The organism is Paracoccus sp. KKT209 (assembly GCF_055635455.1).
This window is the reverse complement of the sequence record NZ_JBVMWB010000005.1, coordinates 87,245-103,697: the sequence shown is the minus strand read 5'-3', so window position 1 is coordinate 103,697 and position 16,453 is coordinate 87,245. Positions and strand designations below refer to the sequence as shown.

The following is a 16,453-nucleotide window of genomic DNA, read 5'->3' as shown; positions in this document are numbered from 1 at the left end:
GGCTTGTCTTATTGACCCGTGCATGGCCTCCGAGCAGAACTTATGATCCCGGCAACAGACGGTACCACAACGAGAGTTGCGGGATGTAGGTGATCAACGCCAAGCAGGTCAGGCAGGCTAGGAGGAACCAGGGGACGTGTCGGAGAAGCGACAAGATAGGGACGCGGTTTGTCAGCGCCGCCACATAAAGATTTGCAGCCAAGGGCGGGGTCAGCAGGCCGATCTCAATATTGACGACCAGAATGATGCCGAAATGGACCGGATCGATCCCATATTGCACGGCAGCGGGTGCCAGCAGCGGGCCCATCAGCAAGACGGCAGCGCTGGTCTCCATCACCATGCCGACCAATAGCAGCGCTAGGTTCACCATCAGCAAGAACAGCAGCGGGTTATGGGTAACGGTCGTCGCGAAGGCGGCGATAGCCTGCGGCACCTGCTCCAGGGTCAAGGCACGATTGAAGATCGTGGTGAAGCCGATGATGAACAGGATCGCGGCTGCGCTGACCGCCGCGCGCACGAAGGCCTCGGGCACCGTGCGCCGTTGCAGCGGTCCCCGCAGCACCATGAAGACCAGGGCGTAGAGTGCGGCGATCGAGGCGGCCTCGGTCGGCGTGAAAAGCCCCGAATAGATTCCGCCCAGCACCACCACCGGCAGCAGAGGTGGTCGCAGGAATTCGGACCAGTTGCTAAGCTTTGGCGATTGACGAAGGACCGATCCGCATGACGAAACGGAAGCGCTATTCGGCCGAGTTTAAGGCGAAGGTGGCTCTGGAAGCCATCCGCGAGGAACTGACAACGGCCGAGCTGGCCAAGAAGTATGACATTCATCCCACCATGATCACGGGCTGGAAGAGAACCGCGATCCTGAACATGGCCTCGGCCTTTGACGGCAAGAACGCTGCCGAGTCGGCTATTTCCGATCAGGAAGTTGAGAAGCTGCATGCCAAGATCGGCCAGTTGGTTGTGGAGCGGGATTTTTTGTCCGCAGCCTCCAGTCTCATCCTCGGGACTGGAGGCAAAAAGCGGTGAAGCAGGATCCCCCTGATCTCAGCGTCCGGCGGCAATGCAGCCTGTTGTCACTGGCGCGCTCCGGCCTTTATTACCAGCCACGCGGAGAAATCGCCGAGAACCTGAAGTTCATGGCCATCATCGACCGGCAGTTCCTCGAGACGCCATGGTATGGCTCGCGGCAAATGGCCCGCCATATGCAGCGAGAGGGGCATCGATGTGGGCGCCATCGGGTCCGTCGGCTGATGAAGCTCATGCGTCTTGTGCCGATCTACCAGGAGCCGAGGACCAGCACGAAGCATCCAGAGCACAAGACTTATCCGTACCTTCTAAAAGGCCTGGCCATCACCCGCCCCAATCAGGTCTGGTGCACCGACATCAGTTACATCCCCATGCGCCGGGGGTTTCTTTACCTGGTGGCCATCATGGACTGGCACAGCCGCAAGGTGCTCAGCTGGCGGCTGTCGAATTCCATGGACACGAGCTTTTGCGTTGAGGCCCTGAAGGAGGCGCTGTCCCGATATGGTGCGCCCGAGATCTGCAACTCCGATCAAGGTTCGCAATTTACCAGCACCGAGTTCACCGAGGTGCTGCTGGATGCAAAGGTGAAGATCTCCATGGATGGCCGCGGTCGCTGGATCGACAACCGGATGATCGAAAGGCTGTGGCGTTCCCTCAAATACGAATGCGTCTACCTGAACGCCTTCGAGACCGGGTCCGAAGCCCGCAGGGGGATCGGCGCCTGGATCAGCTATTACAACAAAAAACGTCCGCACTCATCGCATGGGTTGCTGACGCCAGCTGAGGCCCATGATACCGCCAACCAGAACCTGAAAGCCGCTGCCTAACATGAAACCCATGCCAGAGCTTAGCGCAGCGTCAGCCTTCAGGGCAGAGGCGACAAATCAACTTTGCCAGTTCGCGACAATCCTACTTTGGTTTGCAGGCTCCATTCTGAATGCACCAGTCCTGCGGGGCAGGGCTTGTCATGGTGCCTCCAATCTTATCAGCTCATCTTGAAACGCTTCGGTGGGTGTTCGGTAGCCCAGGCATTTGCGGGGCGCGGTGAAAGAAGGGGGAAGCGGTGTTGAGAATCATGTTTTCCTCATGCGCAGGGAACATGATCTCGGCGGAGGCAGAAGAGTCATCGGCAGGCGAACGAAGGTGCAGCAAACTGCCTTCTACCGCATGGATAATCCACCTTCGCCCATACACTTCAGAAAGCCCGTCCTCTGTAGCCGTCAAGAAGGTGAACTCATAGGCTTTCCCAACTTCAAACATAGGCTGCCTCATAGGTCGCTATAAAATTGCTCGATTGATCATCACGGAACTGGACCGCACCTTTCCCGGCTATGAAGATGCGCACCAGGTCGTCTGTCTCGCGGCTTCCCAACCCATAAAAAACCAGCCGCGCCGTCTCTTTTGATGCCTGCGCAATGCGCACCAAATCGTCGGTCGCTCTGGGTTCCAAGGCCATAGCTTTTTCTCCAAAACTTCAGAAGGAACATATCCCCACCTCCCGCACATGCACAACCTAAACGTGCGTTAGTTCCCGTTGGGTGCGAGTCCTAACGCCCAATGCCGGCTACACGTCAACAACCTCAAGCGGCAGGAAACACAGCTCCACGCAGACCGCGTCTTCCAGTTCTCAGGGAACCTATTGCCCTTTCTGTTCTGGCCTCGGTGTCTCAATAATGCTGTGCAGCCGCTCCGGGAACGTGGTATTCGCGGCCTGCTGGCGCATCAGGAGCAGCAACAGCGTCGTGACGCTGTAAAGGCGGTTGGTCAGCTGGTGCTGTCCCTCTGTTGCTCCCTCATCCCAAATCAAGCTGTGATGAAAACGTTTGATACGCTCTTTTGACCGTCCAGAGACGGAAGACGTATCGCAGATCAAGGCCGCTTTTGAAGCCCGTTGCAACGCAAAGTGACCTGAGCCGGCCTCAGGCATCACTTGTTGCCCCGAGGTGTTGTGTCGTTGATGCCCAGAGCCGGGGGAACGCGTTGCTGGATCGTCGTGTTGATTTTCCAAACGAAGGGCTCTGACATGAACAAGTTCTTTATCAGCAGCGCCGTTGCGCTCTCTCTGACTTCGACACCGTTGGCTGCCGGCCCGATCCATACACAAGGCGAAATCGCACGCTTCGGAACGGCGCCAGGCGAACAGATCTGGATGGCCCAAGGCAACAACGGCAATGGGCACGGTAATGACAAGGCGCTCAAGAAGGGTCATGGCACTGCCAGCAACGGTAACCCCGGCCACGGGAAAGCCCGCGGAGGCAAGGGAGATGAGCGCGGCGCCAAAGGCAACGGGAAGCCCGAACATGCCGGAGGACCGAAGCTCAAGACGAACGGCAAAGGTACCGATGGCCGCCGAGCCTTCACCACGGCAAAGCGCGAAGAGGTTTTCAGTCGCTTCGTCTCCACACCGGCCCCCGCAGATCGTGACATGAAGCGCGTGCTGGGCGCGACAACTTTGGCCTTGGCATCCCCTCAGCTGCTCATATCTGATATCCCTGAGGATGAGCTGATTACCTACACCAATTGCCCCCCGGGTCTTGCCAAGAAGGATCCCCCCTGCGTCCCACCCGGTCTGGCCAAGAAAGGCGTGACCTACGACGAGTGGGCCTCGTATGATCAGGATGATTACGACGCCATCTGGGTCGAGCGCCGCGACGACTGGCTCAGGTCCGAAACCGGGGTCAACGCGGACCCTGAGCTTCTGCTGCTGCAATCTCACCAGATTGCGGCGCTGTTCGATCTTGACCCCGCACCCGATGGCCAGCGGTATGCTCTGATAGACGGGCTGCCTGTCCTGCTCGACCAGAAAGACTACAATGCCTTGCTTCTGGTGAACCAGATGGCACAGGTGCCTGAGCTTGCGGCAGAGACGCCGATCGCCCCCACGGCAGCCCTGACACAGGATGAACTGGTCAACCTGTACCGTCTGCCGCAGCTGGGGGAGAATGAAAACTACGCTGTTGTAAACGGACAGGTCGTGCAGTTGAACGACTCCAACTACGAGCTTCTCCAGATGATCCGCGTTGCCCGAGCCGTCCTGTAAAGGCTAAGTCTGACAAAGAAAGAGACGAAAAGCCGGCCCCCTTCTTGCAGCAGATGATGCAGTCGCCGATAAGGTGGCGGTGGCTTTGATCGGGTGTCCGAGGAGCTTGCCGAAAATGTTAATTTGCCCCCAGCTCATGCACCGGGTTTCCCCACGGCGAGTTCGAAGTAGCTGTCCATAACCCTTGTCAGAGCCGCGCGCGGGTCATCGTGAGATCCCCACAACCGCGCATGGTCCATCTCCTGAAGCACGACGATGCCTAGTGTCAACGCGCGCATTGTCAGCATCACTTGCGGAATGTCGATCTCCGCGCGGATGAGGCCGGTATCACGGGCACGCTCCATCATCGACTGTGCAAGGTCGTAGATGGCTGAGGAATACCGACTCACCTGATGTTGTGAAAGCACTGCCATGGCGGCTGGACTGAGCAGCAAGCGGCTGCCGACGGGATTGTCAAAGAACCATTCTACATAGGCATGGGTCAAAGCACGAAGCTGTCCCATCGTATCGTCTGGTGGTGCGGCGCACGCCCGACGCGCCAGGTGGTCCGTCAGGAGCATCATTTGCTGCTCGACGACTGTGCAGCTCAGCGCATGGGCGTCTGCAAACCAAACGCGCGCTTCCTCTAGCGAAACTCCCGCCTCCTGAGCCGTGACTGCGAGATCAGGGAGTGGCGACACCGCCGCCATCTGCTCCGCAGCGTGTTGCAAAAATCGGTCGTAAGCCCGCGTCTCGGCTATTTCCGTCACATCCCCAACCTCTCTCCAGCGCTCCGTTGCTTCGAACACTGCCGGAATGATCATATAAAAACAACACGGTCTGCTGGCTTTGCGCGCGTGGATGCAAATCTGCAAATCAGGCGCTTCGTACCCGTCGGAGGCCGATGCTCAATCACCGCACACCTCGATCACTCGGGTGGCTGAGACCATTTTCAGTGCTGATCTGCAGGCTATCGAGTGCATCTGACAGTGCTACCTGGAGACGTGTCTCGGTCGCTGGCTGGCGCTGGAGGAGGACGATGCAGGCAAGGCCATTGATACCACTACCGAGCAAGCCATACATCCTCTCGGCTACGCATTGTCAAAGCTGTCACCGACACCACCGACCGAGGGTTCGATGGCGGCTGACAAGGGCGCACAAGACCTGGGGCTTTGGGCTATGTTTCCTGTATCTGCGGAATGTGCAGGGCCATGGCTGGAACCACAAACGCGTCTACCGGATCTATCGTGAGCTGGAACTGAACCTGAGGAGTGAGCCATGGAACGCCACTGGTCCGAGTGACCATGGCGAACGCCTCGCAAGCGCCTGAGGCGGGAGAAACCAGATGAGCTGGCTGTGCCGGACGCGCCTAACGAAGTCTGGTCCATGGACTTCATGGCGGATCGTCTTGGGGACGGCCGAGCCTTCCGGCTTCTGAACATCCTGGATGATTTCAACCGCGAGGGCTTGGGCATCGAGGTGGACTTCTCGCTGCCTGCAGAGCGCGTTGTGCGCACCTTGAACCAGATCATCGAATGGCGCGGGCGACCGAAGACGATCAGGGTTGATAACGTCCTAGGTCAGGAGCAAATGGCTGCTTGAGGCGTCAGATCACGTGGCATCCGAGCGACTGGATGCCCTTAAGATGGTTGCCCGAGCGGGCTCCGCCGTCAAGAAGTGGTCTCTCCCATAGCAAACACAGGGTCAGCCCGATTGCTGCCCTCACCGTCCTTAGAGCGTGTTGCGGTTTTCCCGATTCAGGATACCCCTGTGGCTTGATCTGTGATTCCCTGCCTGCATGACAGGTGGAGGGATGATATGGGCAGACCGCATCCTATGGCACTCCGAGAGCGCGTTGTGGCGTTTGTGGAGGAAGGGAACTCTGACCGTTCAGCCGCTGCGCGGTTCCGGGTTTCGGTGAAGTTCGTCAACGACATGGTGATCCTGAAGCGCAAGACGGGCGGGTTAGCTCCGCGTGTTCAAGGCCATGGTAGTGGTCATGGCAAACTGGTTGGTGTGGGGGACTGGATCACCTCGCGAATGAAGGCGAAGCCCGATCTGACGCTGAACGACCTGGTCGGCGAACTTGCAGATCATCACAGCATCGCCATTCACCGTGTCTCGGTTTGGCGGTTTTTGCGTGGCCTCGGGCTGACACACAAAAAAGACCTGCAAGCCCTCGAGCAGAAGCGGCCTGAGATCCGGCAGGCACGCCATATCTGGATCACACGACGCCAACCGTTCATGCGCAGCGCGTTGACGCGCCTCGGTTTCATCGACGAGACGTCGCTGAAGACGAACATGGCCAAGACCACCGGATGGTCTCCAAAAGGCGCGCGCCTTGTCGACCATGCGCCCTTCGGCCACTGGAACACCCAGACCTTCATCGCCGCCCTGCGCCATGACCGGCTGGATGCGCCCTGGGTGATTGACGGTGCCATGAACCGCGAACTGTTCGAGCTCTACGTCGAAACCCAGCTGGCCCCGACACTGCGACCCGGCGATGTAATCATTCTGGACAACCTGTCATCGCACAAGAGCCCCAAGGCAGCGGCGACTATGAGCGCCGTTGGCGCGTGGTTCTTGTTCTTGCCTCCCTACAGTCCAGATCTGAACCCGATCGAGATGGCCTTCGCAAAGCTCAAGGCCCTGATCCGAAGAGCCGCCGCGCGAACCTACGAGGCTCTCTGGCACGCTGTCGGGCAGGTCTGCGATCTTTTCACCGATGAGGAATGCTACAATTTCTTCAAAGCCGCCGGATATGAAACCGATTAGACGCAACGCGCTCTAAAGAGGGGGATAACCAACCCGCGCGTCGACCTCCTGCGCGTCCGCTTCACCTGCAGACCTGCTCTGATCGGCCGCTTTTCCATCGGCTTATTGTTGACAACTTTAAGGATACATTAATTCGGCTGTCCACAACTTAATGTGGCAGGTGAGCCTCAGCTGTCCGCTCAAGATTGGAGCGGTTGGGGAACGTCTGGATGCGCTCGTCGCGGCAACCGATGCCGCGCCGCGCGGGGCCGAAAAGGAAGGACGTTGTTGGTTGGCGCCTCGTGCTCGGCCACTGCACAATCACATATCCATCGGAAGAGCCCGTCAGGCCCGCTGGCCATGTAGCACGACAGGCACCCCCAACTATTGGGGCCCATCGGATCCATCTGATTGCCGCAAGTCTCACAAGAATCCCCGCGACCTGCCGTCCATCCCTGCACCAATGGCCGACTCCTTCATCTGAACTTTGGCGAGTCCAGAGGCGATGTTGCGCAAATCAGCCCCGAGCATAACTGCCCCCTTTCCCGCCATTCTTCAGCGGACTGCTTCGATCTCGGCCCTGCCAAGGGCCGAGAAGCGGTTCATGATGGCGATGCGGATCTGGATTTCGGCGGTCTGGCGGGCGGGGTCTCGTGACATGATCCTCTCGCCGAAGAGCTTCAGGCAGTTCATCAAAGCTTCGACCCGACTTCGGGCGTGATAGCCGGTCCACTTCTTCCAGAGCGCCCGGCCCAAGCGCCTGGTTGCCCGCAGGATCTCATTTCGCGCGGCAGCAGCGGGACAGTCTTCTTTCCAGGCGCGGCCATTGCGCCGGATCGGTATGACGGCATCCGCGCCTCGGTCGATGATCGCGCCATGGCATCGTCGTGTATCGTAAGCACCATCTGCGGTGACCGTGCCGATCGTCTCTTCCGGCGGGATCTGCGCCAGAAGCTCCGGCAGCAGCGGGCTGTCGCCTTGGCGGCTCGAGGTCAACTCGACCGCGCGCACATCCCCGGTGCCCGCGTCCATGGCGAGGTGGACCTTTCTCCATTGCCTCCGGCGTGACGGGCCATGTTTGCGGGTCTGCCACTCGCCGTCCCCGCGGAACTTGATACCGGTGCTGTCGATCAACAGGTTCAGGGGCTGCCCGGACGCGCGATACGGGACCTGCACCGCGATCCGCGCCTGCCGGCGGCACAGCGTCGAATAGTCCGGAACCGGCCAATCAAGCCCCGCCATCTGGATCAGGCTTTCAACCAGCCCGACCGTCTGCCGGAGCGGAAGCCCAAAAAGCACTTTCAGGGTCAAGCAGGTCTGGATGGCAGCGTCCGAGAAGGTCTCGGGTCGCCCGCGCTTGCCGGTCTTGTCGGCGTGCCAGACCGTCTCGGGATCGAACCAGACCGACAGCGAGCCGCGCTTGCGCAGCGCCGCATTGTAGTCTGACCAGTTCGTCGTGCAGTAGCGGATCGGGGAAGGCTTCGGCATGCCCTCGACCTAACCCTCAGGACGCGCTCAGTGAATCCCCCTCACTGAGATGTGCAACAAGGTCGAGTCCAGACATAATGATCCAAGTCGAATAGGACGTCATCTGTATTTACGGACAAATGGTCTGCAAAAAGAAGCGGCCCCCGGCCAAAGACCGGGGGCCATAGGCAGGTTACTCGGTCAACCTGCCTGGAAAGGGCTGACTGTGCGCGAAATATACACCCCGAACCCCTGCGTCCTGTTCCTGCCCTGGTTCGCTCTAGCGCACTTACCTTCGGAAGAGTCAGTCTTCTTTTCCACAACCTCAGGGATAGATATGGCCGCCTGTCCATTCTTTTCTGAAGGATCTGCAGGCGCAGGGGTCAAGCGGGCGCTGCCCTGCTGGCGGTCAGACGACGACCCTCACAAACCATCGCCTGACACGGTTCGTGTATAGGCTGCGCCGCCACTGCGTCAGCGTATGCTTTGGGTCAACTTCTAGGCGGCCTGCCATTTTCTACTGGGGGAAACACTCTCAAGCGCCCAACGCCAAGCTTATCCTCTCACCATGATCCCAAGCCACAAGGTGCACAGTTCCGCTCTCCAGCATCCGCAATAAGACTGCCCTGTAAAATGCAACTATAAGGCGAATTAGGAGTTGTCTGAGGTAGCCTGCCGCCTGACCCTCTGTGTCGCAGCCAGGATAAGGATGCCCGCCATGTCCGTTTGGATGATCGGCCTCATCACCTATCTCGCTTTCTCAGCGATCATCTTCTTGCTTCTCATGAGCATGCTTATCTTGGGAAAACGCTCCGACCAGCCCTCCTCGACCTTCCCGACGAAGAGGACGCTGCAGCGCGGAAAAAAAACCAGCTCTATCAATTGCAATGGCTTTCTAGACCATCAATCAATTGGCCCCGCTGCCAGGGAAGCACACGGTTCTGCCTTACAGACTCAATCATTTGTACAGCCCCCCAATGACCTCGCTGCCACGAAGCGCGGTCGGAGAAAAGCCGGGCGGTAGGCCACACTCCAATTGGCGCGTGTTTTTGATCTGGGGATGATTCGATGGAACTGGAACGCAAGCAATGCAACCGCTAGTTGAATTACACCACCCACAAGAACAGCCCATACTCGGGCAGCATCCGCGCCTCGATAACACACAGCAGGGAAGTTTCACATGTTCGCCTCCGCCACAACCCGGCCTTCCTCGGGTCTGCGCCGCGCCTTCCTGAAAACCGGGGCGATCGTCTCGGCCTTCTTCCTTGCTGCCTGCGATCCGATGGCGGCCACCGACCGGGCCAGCGGGCCCGAGATCGGCCAGCTGATCAACCTGTCCGAACCGGTGCGCGTCGCGCTGCTGGTGCCGGCGGGGACCGGTGCGCAGGACCTGGAATGGCTGTCGCGCAGCCTCAAGAACGCTGCCCGCATGGCCGCGGGCGATGCGCAGGGCGCCAGCATCGACCTGCGCATCTATGACACGGCCGCATCGACGGAGACGGCCGTGGCCCAGGCCAACGCCGCCGCCGACGCGGGCGCGCAGATTATCCTGGGGCCGCTGTTCGCCGAGGGCGCGAACGCGGTCGGCAATGCCATGTTGCCGCGCAACATCAACGTGCTGACCTTTTCCAACAACACCCAGATCGCCGGCGGCAACGTCTTCATCCTGGGCAACAGCTTCGAGAACATCGCCGACCGGCTGGTGGGCTATGGCACCCGGCAGGGCAAGCGCAACGTCCTGGTCGTGGCCGAGGATGACGTCGCCGGACAGCTGGGCGGGCGCGCCATCGAGGCGGCGATCGCGCGCAACGGCGCCCGTCTGGCCGGGCGCGTGAACCATCCGGTGTCGATCAGCGGCATCGATGCCGCGGCCCCGCGCATCGCCCAGGCCGCGGCCTCGGGCAATGTGGATGCGGTCTTCATGACCGCCAACTACCATGCCGTGCTGCCCTATCTGACCGAGACCCTGGCCGCGGCAGGCGTCCGATCCCCCAGCCCGCAGATGATGGGCCTGACCCGGTGGGACCAGCCTAACGACCGCCTGCGGATGCCCCAGCTGGCCGAGGGCTGGTTCGCGATCCCCGACCAGAGCCTGCAGCGCCAGTTCGAGGCGCGCTATGCCCAGGCCTATGGCGAGGCGCCCCACCAGCTGGCATCGCTGGCCTATGACGGCGTGGCCGCCATTGCCTCGCTGGCCCGCAACGGACAGCGCAACGCCCTGACCACCAGCGGCCTGACGCAACGGGCGGGTTTCTCGGGCGTCGGCGGCGTCTTCCGCCTGCAGCGCGACGGCACGGTCCAGCGCAGCCTGGCGGTCGCCACGATCCGCAACCAGCAGCTGGTGATCCTTGACCCCGCACCGCGCAGCACCCGCGGTTTCGGGTCGTGACGGCGGAGGGGGGCGACGGACCACGACTTCTGACGGCGCGGGCGGGGCCGGAGCCCAGATGACTTCATCATCTTCAGCTTTTTTCCCAGCCAGGGAAGGTTAGCCGCGAAATCCAATTTCGAACAGGCCAGTTTCAGAGGGCAGAGCAGGTCTTTCTCAGCAACATGTTACTGCATTCGCGGGCCGATAAAGTCTGAGGAATAAAAAACACGGCCGGTATGAATATTCATACAGGCAGTGCCCTTATGCTCGCGCAAGCTGCCTAGGAAACTGCGGCAGGCCTGCTCATTCATGAGGTGAACCGTAGAAAAACCGCGCCTGATATTGAAGGGTGTCCAGGCAGCTTGGCCACGAGTGACCGTTCGCGGGTGCGCTTTTTTACTTAAGTACGGCTCTTCTGAAAAGTATGATTCATTAACAATTTCAAGTTCACTCTCGAAGTCACTTACGCCATTTTGGGCCTCGGCAGTACTTACTGTCAGGACCAAGGCCCACAGTGCCAAGCGGGTGATATAGGTCATCGGAAGTCCTCTACGATCTATTCTGCCCGCGCCCCGGCCTAGACGCAGGGGATCGGAGACATCCGCCTCATTACGAGATTGTGCCGCAGCGCCCAAGGAGAAATATCATGCGCCTTCTTAGAGCCCATGATCGGGCTAAGCTGACTAGGACCGCTTGCTAACGCTCGTAGCAGCCAGTTGCCGAATTACCTTGGCGGATGGCGTCCTAACCCTTATCCTTCCTGAGCGACATTCCCCTTCGAGCATGAGCCGCCCCTAACGCTACGAAAGGTTTGGCGCCATGCCATTGTGGCATGCTTACGGCCGCGATACCGGCCAGATCGTCCGACGCTTCCTCAATGGTCCCAGCTTCTCAGGGGCAGTCCAGCGGCGCAAATCGTCGCCATCGGGAATGATTTCTAACCCGAGCTTTTAAGATAGGAAGCTCTACTCAACCAAGTTTACCATGACACTCGTCTCGATTTCGCGGACGTTGTTGGTTTGGCAGTTCGATCTCAGTGTGGAATTTCCCGTGAACTCGACGGTATATCCGATGATCTGCGTACAGCCGTTCGACATCGTCGAGTTGCCTGTGAATCGAACTGCTGAACTTGGGACGTAGATCGCCCCTTGGGTGATCGACCCCGAGTTCCCAAGAACCTGATGGGTGAGACCGGATTGGCTCCGGCTACCAAAAAACAGGATTCCCGCGTAAGGTCCAGTAGATGGCGCCCGGATATTGAGCGAACCATTGCCGCTAAGGCTGAGCGTCGCGTCACCGGCCAAGTAAAAGGTTACACCATCCCCTGACATGGAAGCTGCATCGATTGCCACATCCCCATTAGCATTAAGGTTGAATTCACCGCCGTCGATAATGTAGAGCCCCGGGGCAAAGCTTGCATGGTTCTTGATGTCCAGCCCTCCGCAAATCCGCAGTGCCGGAATCCCGATGGAATGAACGAAATCGGGTTCAAATGTCGTGGAAGCTTTTTTGCTAGCGGACATGCAGGTGCCTTCAATGGCAGGTTCGACAGCATCGGCATAAGGATCCCGAACCATTGGAGCCATTTGTTCGGCTGCAGAACAGTTCCGCATGATAAGACCGCCATCAGTAACGGCGCCTCCAACTGTTCTCACGCAGCCAACGGTAAGCTTCGCGCTTGAGTTCTGCATGAAGAAGGCATCGGTCGCATTGGAATTGGACACAACATCACAATTTTCGATGGAAACCGAGGTGGAGCCGCTGACGGTGATCGCTCGTGCTGCTGTCGGCGCCAGCGCGAGAACGCAAGCCCGTGAACTGGATGGCATCACGTTGGCCACCGCACGGGCACTCATCTCCACCGGCTCTTTTACGAAGACCGAAGAAAAATACCGGGGCTGAGCCATCTTGAGGACAACCTCGACGCTGCTGGCGCTGCCTTTGTAGGCGCCGCTCTGGGGCGGCGTCCGAGGGTCGATGTCTTCTTCCGCCCCGACAAAACCGGACTGGATCGCCGCATGTCTTGCAGCTGCCTGCACACTTGCCTTTCCGTCTCCCGCACGTAGTCGAATGGCTCCGGCATGGGCGGCCATGTCAGCCGCATGCTGCATGTTCCGCTGTAGCAGGAAATGATAGCCGGCCTCCGCTCCCAAGCCCATGCCTCCCGCCACCACCGGCATGGCAAGAGCCACGATAATTGCCGTTGCACCACCGCGGTCTCTGAAAACCTCTGACAGGCTCCGAAAGCTTCTCTTCCTGGGAAATCTCATGACGCTTCTCTTTTTGCGGCGACTATTTGGCCAGGATTTGGATCGCCGCCGGCGTGATGATGACGGCAAACAGAACTGGCAGAAAGAAAAGGATCATTGGGACCGTGAGTTTTGGCGAAAGAGCTGCCGCCTTCTTTTCAGCCAAGCTCATCCGCGTGTTTCGGTTCTCCTGAGCTAGAACGCGTAGGACGCTTCCCAATGAGGTGCCATGCTTTTCGGACTGCATCAGGCCGCTTACCACCGACTTCACCCCCTCCATATTTGTCCGGCGACCAAGGTTCTCATAGGCGGTGCGGCGGTCGGGCAGGAAGGAAAGCTCTGCGGTCGTCAGCGCAAGTTCTTCTGCCAACTCTTTAGACTGACCGGTCATTTCATCAGCAACCTTCCGGAATGCGTGCTCGATGCTCATGCCAGACTCGACACAGATCATGAGAAGGTCGAGCGCGTTCGGCCATGCCCGGATGACCGCTTTCTGCCGCTTGGTGATCCTGTTCTTCACGTAAAGCGCCGGCAAGTAATATCCAAAACCACCACAAATCAGCGACATCGCCGATTTCAGCAGAACGTGAATTTCTGGTTGGATCACCACAAAAATATAGAACGCGCTGAACCCCAGCATGGTCAACGGCATCAGGACCCGCATGGCTAGGAAGGTGATGGCTGGCGCGCGCCCACGAAACCCTGCCATCTGTAGCATTTGCACCGTGGCTCCATCATTGAGATGACGTGCCAGGTTGAGGTGCCGAACGATGATCGCGTAGATCCGCTTAGGCTCACTGGTGAGCAATGAGCGCTTAGGTTTCTCTCTAGGCTGGACAAGCTCACTTTGCTGGTTCGTCTGCCATGCTTCGGCAAGATACCGCATGCGCCGACCAAGCAGATCCTGTGAGAGGTATGGCCAACCCAAGCCGATCGTCGCACAGAACACAGCAAGGCCGGTCAAGAAAGTTGCTATAGCCTCTCGGTGCATCTGAATGGCCTCGTACATCATCGCTTCCCTTTCAGAAGTCGAAGTTGATCATGGCCCGCATCACCAGAACCCCGATCAACATCCAGACGGCACTGACCGCAAGCACCATCTGCCCCAGCGGAGTCGTGAACAAGAGGGAGATGTACTGCGGGCTGGTCAAATAAAGAATTCCGGCCACAACGGGAGGCAAGGCGCCGATAATTCCGGCGGAAGCCTTTGCCTCCGCGCTCATCGCCTTGATCTTCCCGTGCATTTTCTTGCGTTCCCGCAGGACGTTGGACAGGTTCGCCAGCGCCTCTGTCAGGTTACCGCCGGACCTGCTCTGAACTGCCACGACCGTGGCAAGGAAATTCGTCTCCGGCAACGGTATGCGTTCGGCAAGCCGCAACATTGCGTCCTGCACGGGCACACCGAGCGTCTGGTCATCGACGACTATCTTGAACTCGCTCCGCACCGGTTCCTGACCCTCAGCGGCGATCACTCTCAGACAGTCACCCAACGGCAAGCCCGACCTCACGCCGCGCACGATCACATCAACTGCGTTGGGCAGCTCGTTCCCCAAGGCAGCAAAACGGCGGTTCCTTTTGAGGCCGACATAGAAACGCGGCAACAGCGCCCCCATCATGAAGCTCAGGCCTGCAGCTATTACAGGACTGAGGCCGATGACGAAGGCGATCATCAGATAAGCCATTACCCCCAGGGTCGTGCATCTGATGAAGTAGGTGGTCCTGCTCCACCCGAGGCCGCTTTGGCGTAGCCACTCGCTCAGCGATAGACTGGACCTGCTCCGCGCCTTTTCCTTCTGTTTGTCTTTAATTTCCTTTAGAGTTTCCTCGATCGATCGCTTGCGGGGCGAGGCAGCGCCGCCGGCCTGCCTCTGCATCCCCGCGGGCGTGCCTGCGACTATCTGGAGGCGCTTTCTTACTTGGGCGTCATAGATAAGACGCGGCTGGAAGAAGGCATAAAGCGCACCTCCGACCCCTATGGCTGCAAGGAGAAATATTAGGACAAGCGAGCTCGTAGGTGACATTGCGGTTCCAGACATGAGCATCATTCAGAGGCTGCGATCCTGCGCAGCCTCTAGGGCTGCAGCGAGACGTTTTTCTTCTCCGTAGTACCGCGCCCGATCCCAGAAAGCGGGGTGGAGGACCCCGGTTGAGCGGTGGCGGCCGATGATGTTGCCTTTCTCGTCCTCACCGCTCATCTCATACACAAAGAGGTCTTGGAGAATGGGGACCTCGCCTTCTAGACCAATCACCTCAGTGATATGCGTAATCCGGCGCGAGCCGTCGCGCAGGCGTGCCGCCTGAACAATAATGTCGATCGAGGACACCGCCATTTCGCGGATCGTCTTTGTCGGAAGCGTAAACCCTCCCATCGTGATCATTGATTCCAGTCTTGAGAGCGCCTCTCGTGGTGTATTCGCGTGGAGAGTGCCCATCGACCCGTCATGGCCCGTGTTCATCGCCTGTAGGAGGTCGAAAGCCTCTGGCCCGCGCACCTCGCCCACGATGATCCGCTCGGGCCGCATTCGCAGACAGTTCTTGACCAGTTGCCGCATGGTGATCTCGCCAATACCCTCGACGTTCGGAGGGCGGGTTTCGAGGCGCACAACATGCGGCTGCTGAAGTTGCAGTTCTGCCGAATCTTCGCAGGTGATAATGCGCTCTTCGGGATCGACATAGCCAGTCAGGCAATTCAGTAGCGTTGTCTTGCCCGATCCCGTTCCTCCCGAAATCAGAATGTTGCAACGCACTCGGCCGATGATCTTCAGCAATTCCGCCCCTTCAGGGGTGATCGAGCCGAACTGCACGAGCTGATCGAGCCGCAGCTTGTCCTTTTTGAACCTCCGGATCGTCAGCGTTGGCCCGTTGAGGGCGAGCGGCGGCACGATGACGTTGACACGACTACCGTCCGGCAAGCGCGCGTCACACATGGGGCTTGATTCATCGACACGGCGCCCGACTTGACTGACGATGCGCTGACACACATTGAGCAGATGAGAGTTGTCGCGGAAATGGATGTCCGTCTGGATCATCCTGCCGCCGACCTCAATGTAAATGGGATCGCTGCCGTTCACCATGATGTCAGCAATATCGTCTCTCGCCAGCAGCGGCTCAAGCGGACCATAACCAAGAACGTCATTACAAATTTCTTCGACTATCTCATCCTGCGTCGCGGCAGAGATGACCGCCTTTTTCGCAGCTAGAATATCCCCGGCGATGCTGCGAATTTCGTGGCGCGCCTCTTGCGGCTCCATCATCGATAGCTGCGTGACGTCGATAGCTTCCAACAGGGCGCCGAAGATTTCCTTTTTCAGGTCGTAATAGAGCGCAATCTTGTCTGGCGCCGGCTTACGCTTTTCCTCCTTCGCCGCTGCGGCGGCCGGCTCTGGTTGCTGAGGAACGACCGCCAGATGCGTTACCGCTAATGCAGGTTCAACCTGCGCAGGCTGCTGGAATTTAAGGCCGTCTCTCTTGCCGAACACCTGTGATCTTCCTTTTTATTCAAAGAAAATGCTAGTCCTTCTCTACCTGCGCCTGATGCAGACAGGGGGCTGCGTGGGAGTCGTT

At 58.9% G+C, this 16,453-nt stretch carries 15 protein-coding genes and 1 pseudogene; 6 read left to right on the top strand and 10 right to left on the bottom strand.

Features of this window, described 5'->3' with window-relative positions; genetic code table 11:
* Window positions 1-40: 40 nt before the first annotated feature.
* The gene (locus tag ACZ2G3_RS20300; RefSeq protein ID WP_470400235.1) at window positions 41-658 is read right to left on the bottom strand and encodes a TRAP transporter large permease subunit; all 618 of its coding nucleotides are present in this window, start codon (window positions 656-658) and stop codon (window positions 41-43) included.
* Window positions 659-720: 62 nt separating this feature from the next.
* Here ACZ2G3_RS20300 and ACZ2G3_RS20295 point away from each other — a divergent pair.
* Window positions 721-1,856 (top strand): IS3 family transposase gene (locus ACZ2G3_RS20295; RefSeq protein ID WP_470400136.1). Its coding sequence is split into 2 segments (ribosomal slippage): window positions 721-973 and window positions 973-1,856, totalling 1,137 coding nucleotides; the frame shifts between segments, so codons are not numbered across the junction.
* Between the two features lie 425 nt (window positions 1,857-2,281).
* On the opposite strand, the gene ACZ2G3_RS20290 is transcribed toward ACZ2G3_RS20295, so the two are convergent.
* The gene (locus ACZ2G3_RS20290; RefSeq protein ID WP_470400135.1) at window positions 2,282-2,485 is read right to left on the bottom strand and encodes a hypothetical protein; all 204 of its coding nucleotides are present in this window, start codon (window positions 2,483-2,485) and stop codon (window positions 2,282-2,284) included.
* Window positions 2,486-2,665: 180 nt separating this feature from the next.
* Window positions 2,666-3,037 carry a hypothetical protein gene (locus ACZ2G3_RS20285; RefSeq protein ID WP_470400133.1) on the bottom strand — a complete coding sequence of 124 codons (372 nt, stop codon included), beginning with the start codon at window positions 3,035-3,037 and terminating at the stop codon, window positions 2,666-2,668.
* Window positions 3,038-3,052: 15 nt separating this feature from the next.
* Here ACZ2G3_RS20285 and ACZ2G3_RS20280 point away from each other — a divergent pair, with 15 nt between their 5' ends.
* Window positions 3,053-4,069: a hypothetical protein gene (locus ACZ2G3_RS20280; RefSeq protein ID WP_470400131.1), complete on the top strand. Its 1,017-nt coding sequence runs from the start codon at window positions 3,053-3,055 to the stop codon at window positions 4,067-4,069.
* A gap of 134 nt (window positions 4,070-4,203) precedes the next feature.
* Here the strand turns inward: ACZ2G3_RS20280 and ACZ2G3_RS20275 are convergent, their stop codons facing one another.
* Entirely contained in the window at window positions 4,204-4,872 is a 669-nt protein-coding gene (locus ACZ2G3_RS20275) for a hypothetical protein (RefSeq protein ID WP_470400129.1), read from the bottom strand.
* Between the two features lie 317 nt (window positions 4,873-5,189).
* Between ACZ2G3_RS20275 and ACZ2G3_RS20270 the strand changes: the two are divergent.
* Both ACZ2G3_RS20270 and ACZ2G3_RS20265 read left to right on the top strand, forming a co-directional pair.
* Window positions 5,190-5,620, top strand: a pseudogene (locus ACZ2G3_RS20270) (DDE-type integrase/transposase/recombinase); the annotation flags it as partial.
* 246 nt (window positions 5,621-5,866) lie between these two features.
* On the top strand, window positions 5,867-6,823 hold the full coding sequence (locus ACZ2G3_RS20265; RefSeq protein ID WP_470400128.1) for an IS630 family transposase: 957 nt from the start codon (window positions 5,867-5,869) through the stop codon (window positions 6,821-6,823).
* A 534-nt stretch (window positions 6,824-7,357) separates the two neighbouring features.
* On the opposite strand, the gene ACZ2G3_RS20260 is transcribed toward ACZ2G3_RS20265, so the two are convergent.
* Window positions 7,358-8,290, bottom strand: coding sequence for an IS5 family transposase (locus ACZ2G3_RS20260; RefSeq protein ID WP_470395316.1), 933 nt, complete (start codon window positions 8,288-8,290; stop codon window positions 7,358-7,360).
* 697 nt (window positions 8,291-8,987) lie between these two features.
* On the opposite strand from ACZ2G3_RS20260, the gene ACZ2G3_RS20255 reads away from it, so the two are divergent.
* Together ACZ2G3_RS20255 and ACZ2G3_RS20250 are read left to right on the top strand one after the other, a co-directional pair.
* Entirely contained in the window at window positions 8,988-9,293 is a 306-nt protein-coding gene (locus ACZ2G3_RS20255; protein WP_470400126.1) for a hypothetical protein, read from the top strand.
* A gap of 156 nt (window positions 9,294-9,449) precedes the next feature.
* Window positions 9,450-10,658, top strand: coding sequence for a penicillin-binding protein activator (locus ACZ2G3_RS20250; protein WP_470400124.1), 1,209 nt, complete (start codon window positions 9,450-9,452; stop codon window positions 10,656-10,658).
* Between the two features lie 167 nt (window positions 10,659-10,825).
* Here ACZ2G3_RS20250 and ACZ2G3_RS20245 read toward each other — a convergent pair whose 3' ends face one another.
* From ACZ2G3_RS20245 to ACZ2G3_RS20225, 5 genes are all read right to left on the bottom strand, one after another.
* Window positions 10,826-11,179, bottom strand: a complete 354-nt coding sequence (locus ACZ2G3_RS20245) for a hypothetical protein (RefSeq protein WP_470400123.1) — start codon at window positions 11,177-11,179, stop codon at window positions 10,826-10,828.
* A gap of 426 nt (window positions 11,180-11,605) precedes the next feature.
* On the bottom strand, window positions 11,606-12,910 hold the full coding sequence (locus ACZ2G3_RS20240; RefSeq protein ID WP_470400122.1) for a pilus assembly protein TadG-related protein: 1,305 nt from the start codon (window positions 12,908-12,910) through the stop codon (window positions 11,606-11,608).
* 22 nt (window positions 12,911-12,932) lie between these two features.
* Window positions 12,933-13,898: a type II secretion system F family protein gene (locus ACZ2G3_RS20235; protein ID WP_470400121.1), complete on the bottom strand. Its 966-nt coding sequence runs from the start codon at window positions 13,896-13,898 to the stop codon at window positions 12,933-12,935.
* A gap of 13 nt (window positions 13,899-13,911) precedes the next feature.
* Window positions 13,912-14,571: a type II secretion system F family protein gene (locus ACZ2G3_RS20230; protein ID WP_470400119.1), complete on the bottom strand. Its 660-nt coding sequence runs from the start codon at window positions 14,569-14,571 to the stop codon at window positions 13,912-13,914.
* Between the two features lie 363 nt (window positions 14,572-14,934).
* Window positions 14,935-16,368, bottom strand: coding sequence for a CpaF family protein (locus ACZ2G3_RS20225; RefSeq protein ID WP_470400118.1), 1,434 nt, complete (start codon window positions 16,366-16,368; stop codon window positions 14,935-14,937).
* Window positions 16,369-16,453 lie beyond the last annotated feature (85 nt).

What these genes read in the sequence shown, in the direction of transcription:
- ACZ2G3_RS20290 (WP_470400135.1), bottom strand. Translation starts at nt 2,485, where the DNA reads ATGGCCTTGGAACCCAGAGCGACCGACGATTTGGTGCGCATTGCGCAG.
- ACZ2G3_RS20280 (WP_470400131.1), top strand. Translation starts at nt 3,053, where the DNA reads ATGAACAAGTTCTTTATCAGCAGCGCCGTTGCGCTCTCTCTGACTTCG.
- ACZ2G3_RS20275 (WP_470400129.1), bottom strand. Translation starts at nt 4,872, where the DNA reads ATGATCATTCCGGCAGTGTTCGAAGCAACGGAGCGCTGGAGAGAGGTT.
- ACZ2G3_RS20265 (WP_470400128.1), top strand. Translation starts at nt 5,867, where the DNA reads ATGGGCAGACCGCATCCTATGGCACTCCGAGAGCGCGTTGTGGCGTTT.
- ACZ2G3_RS20260 (WP_470395316.1), bottom strand. Translation starts at nt 8,290, where the DNA reads ATGCCGAAGCCTTCCCCGATCCGCTACTGCACGACGAACTGGTCAGAC.
- ACZ2G3_RS20255 (WP_470400126.1), top strand. Translation starts at nt 8,988, where the DNA reads ATGTCCGTTTGGATGATCGGCCTCATCACCTATCTCGCTTTCTCAGCG.
- ACZ2G3_RS20250 (WP_470400124.1), top strand. Translation starts at nt 9,450, where the DNA reads ATGTTCGCCTCCGCCACAACCCGGCCTTCCTCGGGTCTGCGCCGCGCC.
- ACZ2G3_RS20245 (WP_470400123.1), bottom strand. Translation starts at nt 11,179, where the DNA reads ATGACCTATATCACCCGCTTGGCACTGTGGGCCTTGGTCCTGACAGTA.
- ACZ2G3_RS20240 (WP_470400122.1), bottom strand. Translation starts at nt 12,910, where the DNA reads ATGAGATTTCCCAGGAAGAGAAGCTTTCGGAGCCTGTCAGAGGTTTTC.
- ACZ2G3_RS20235 (WP_470400121.1), bottom strand. Translation starts at nt 13,898, where the DNA reads ATGTACGAGGCCATTCAGATGCACCGAGAGGCTATAGCAACTTTCTTG.
- ACZ2G3_RS20230 (WP_470400119.1), bottom strand. Translation starts at nt 14,571, where the DNA reads ATGGCTTATCTGATGATCGCCTTCGTCATCGGCCTCAGTCCTGTAATA.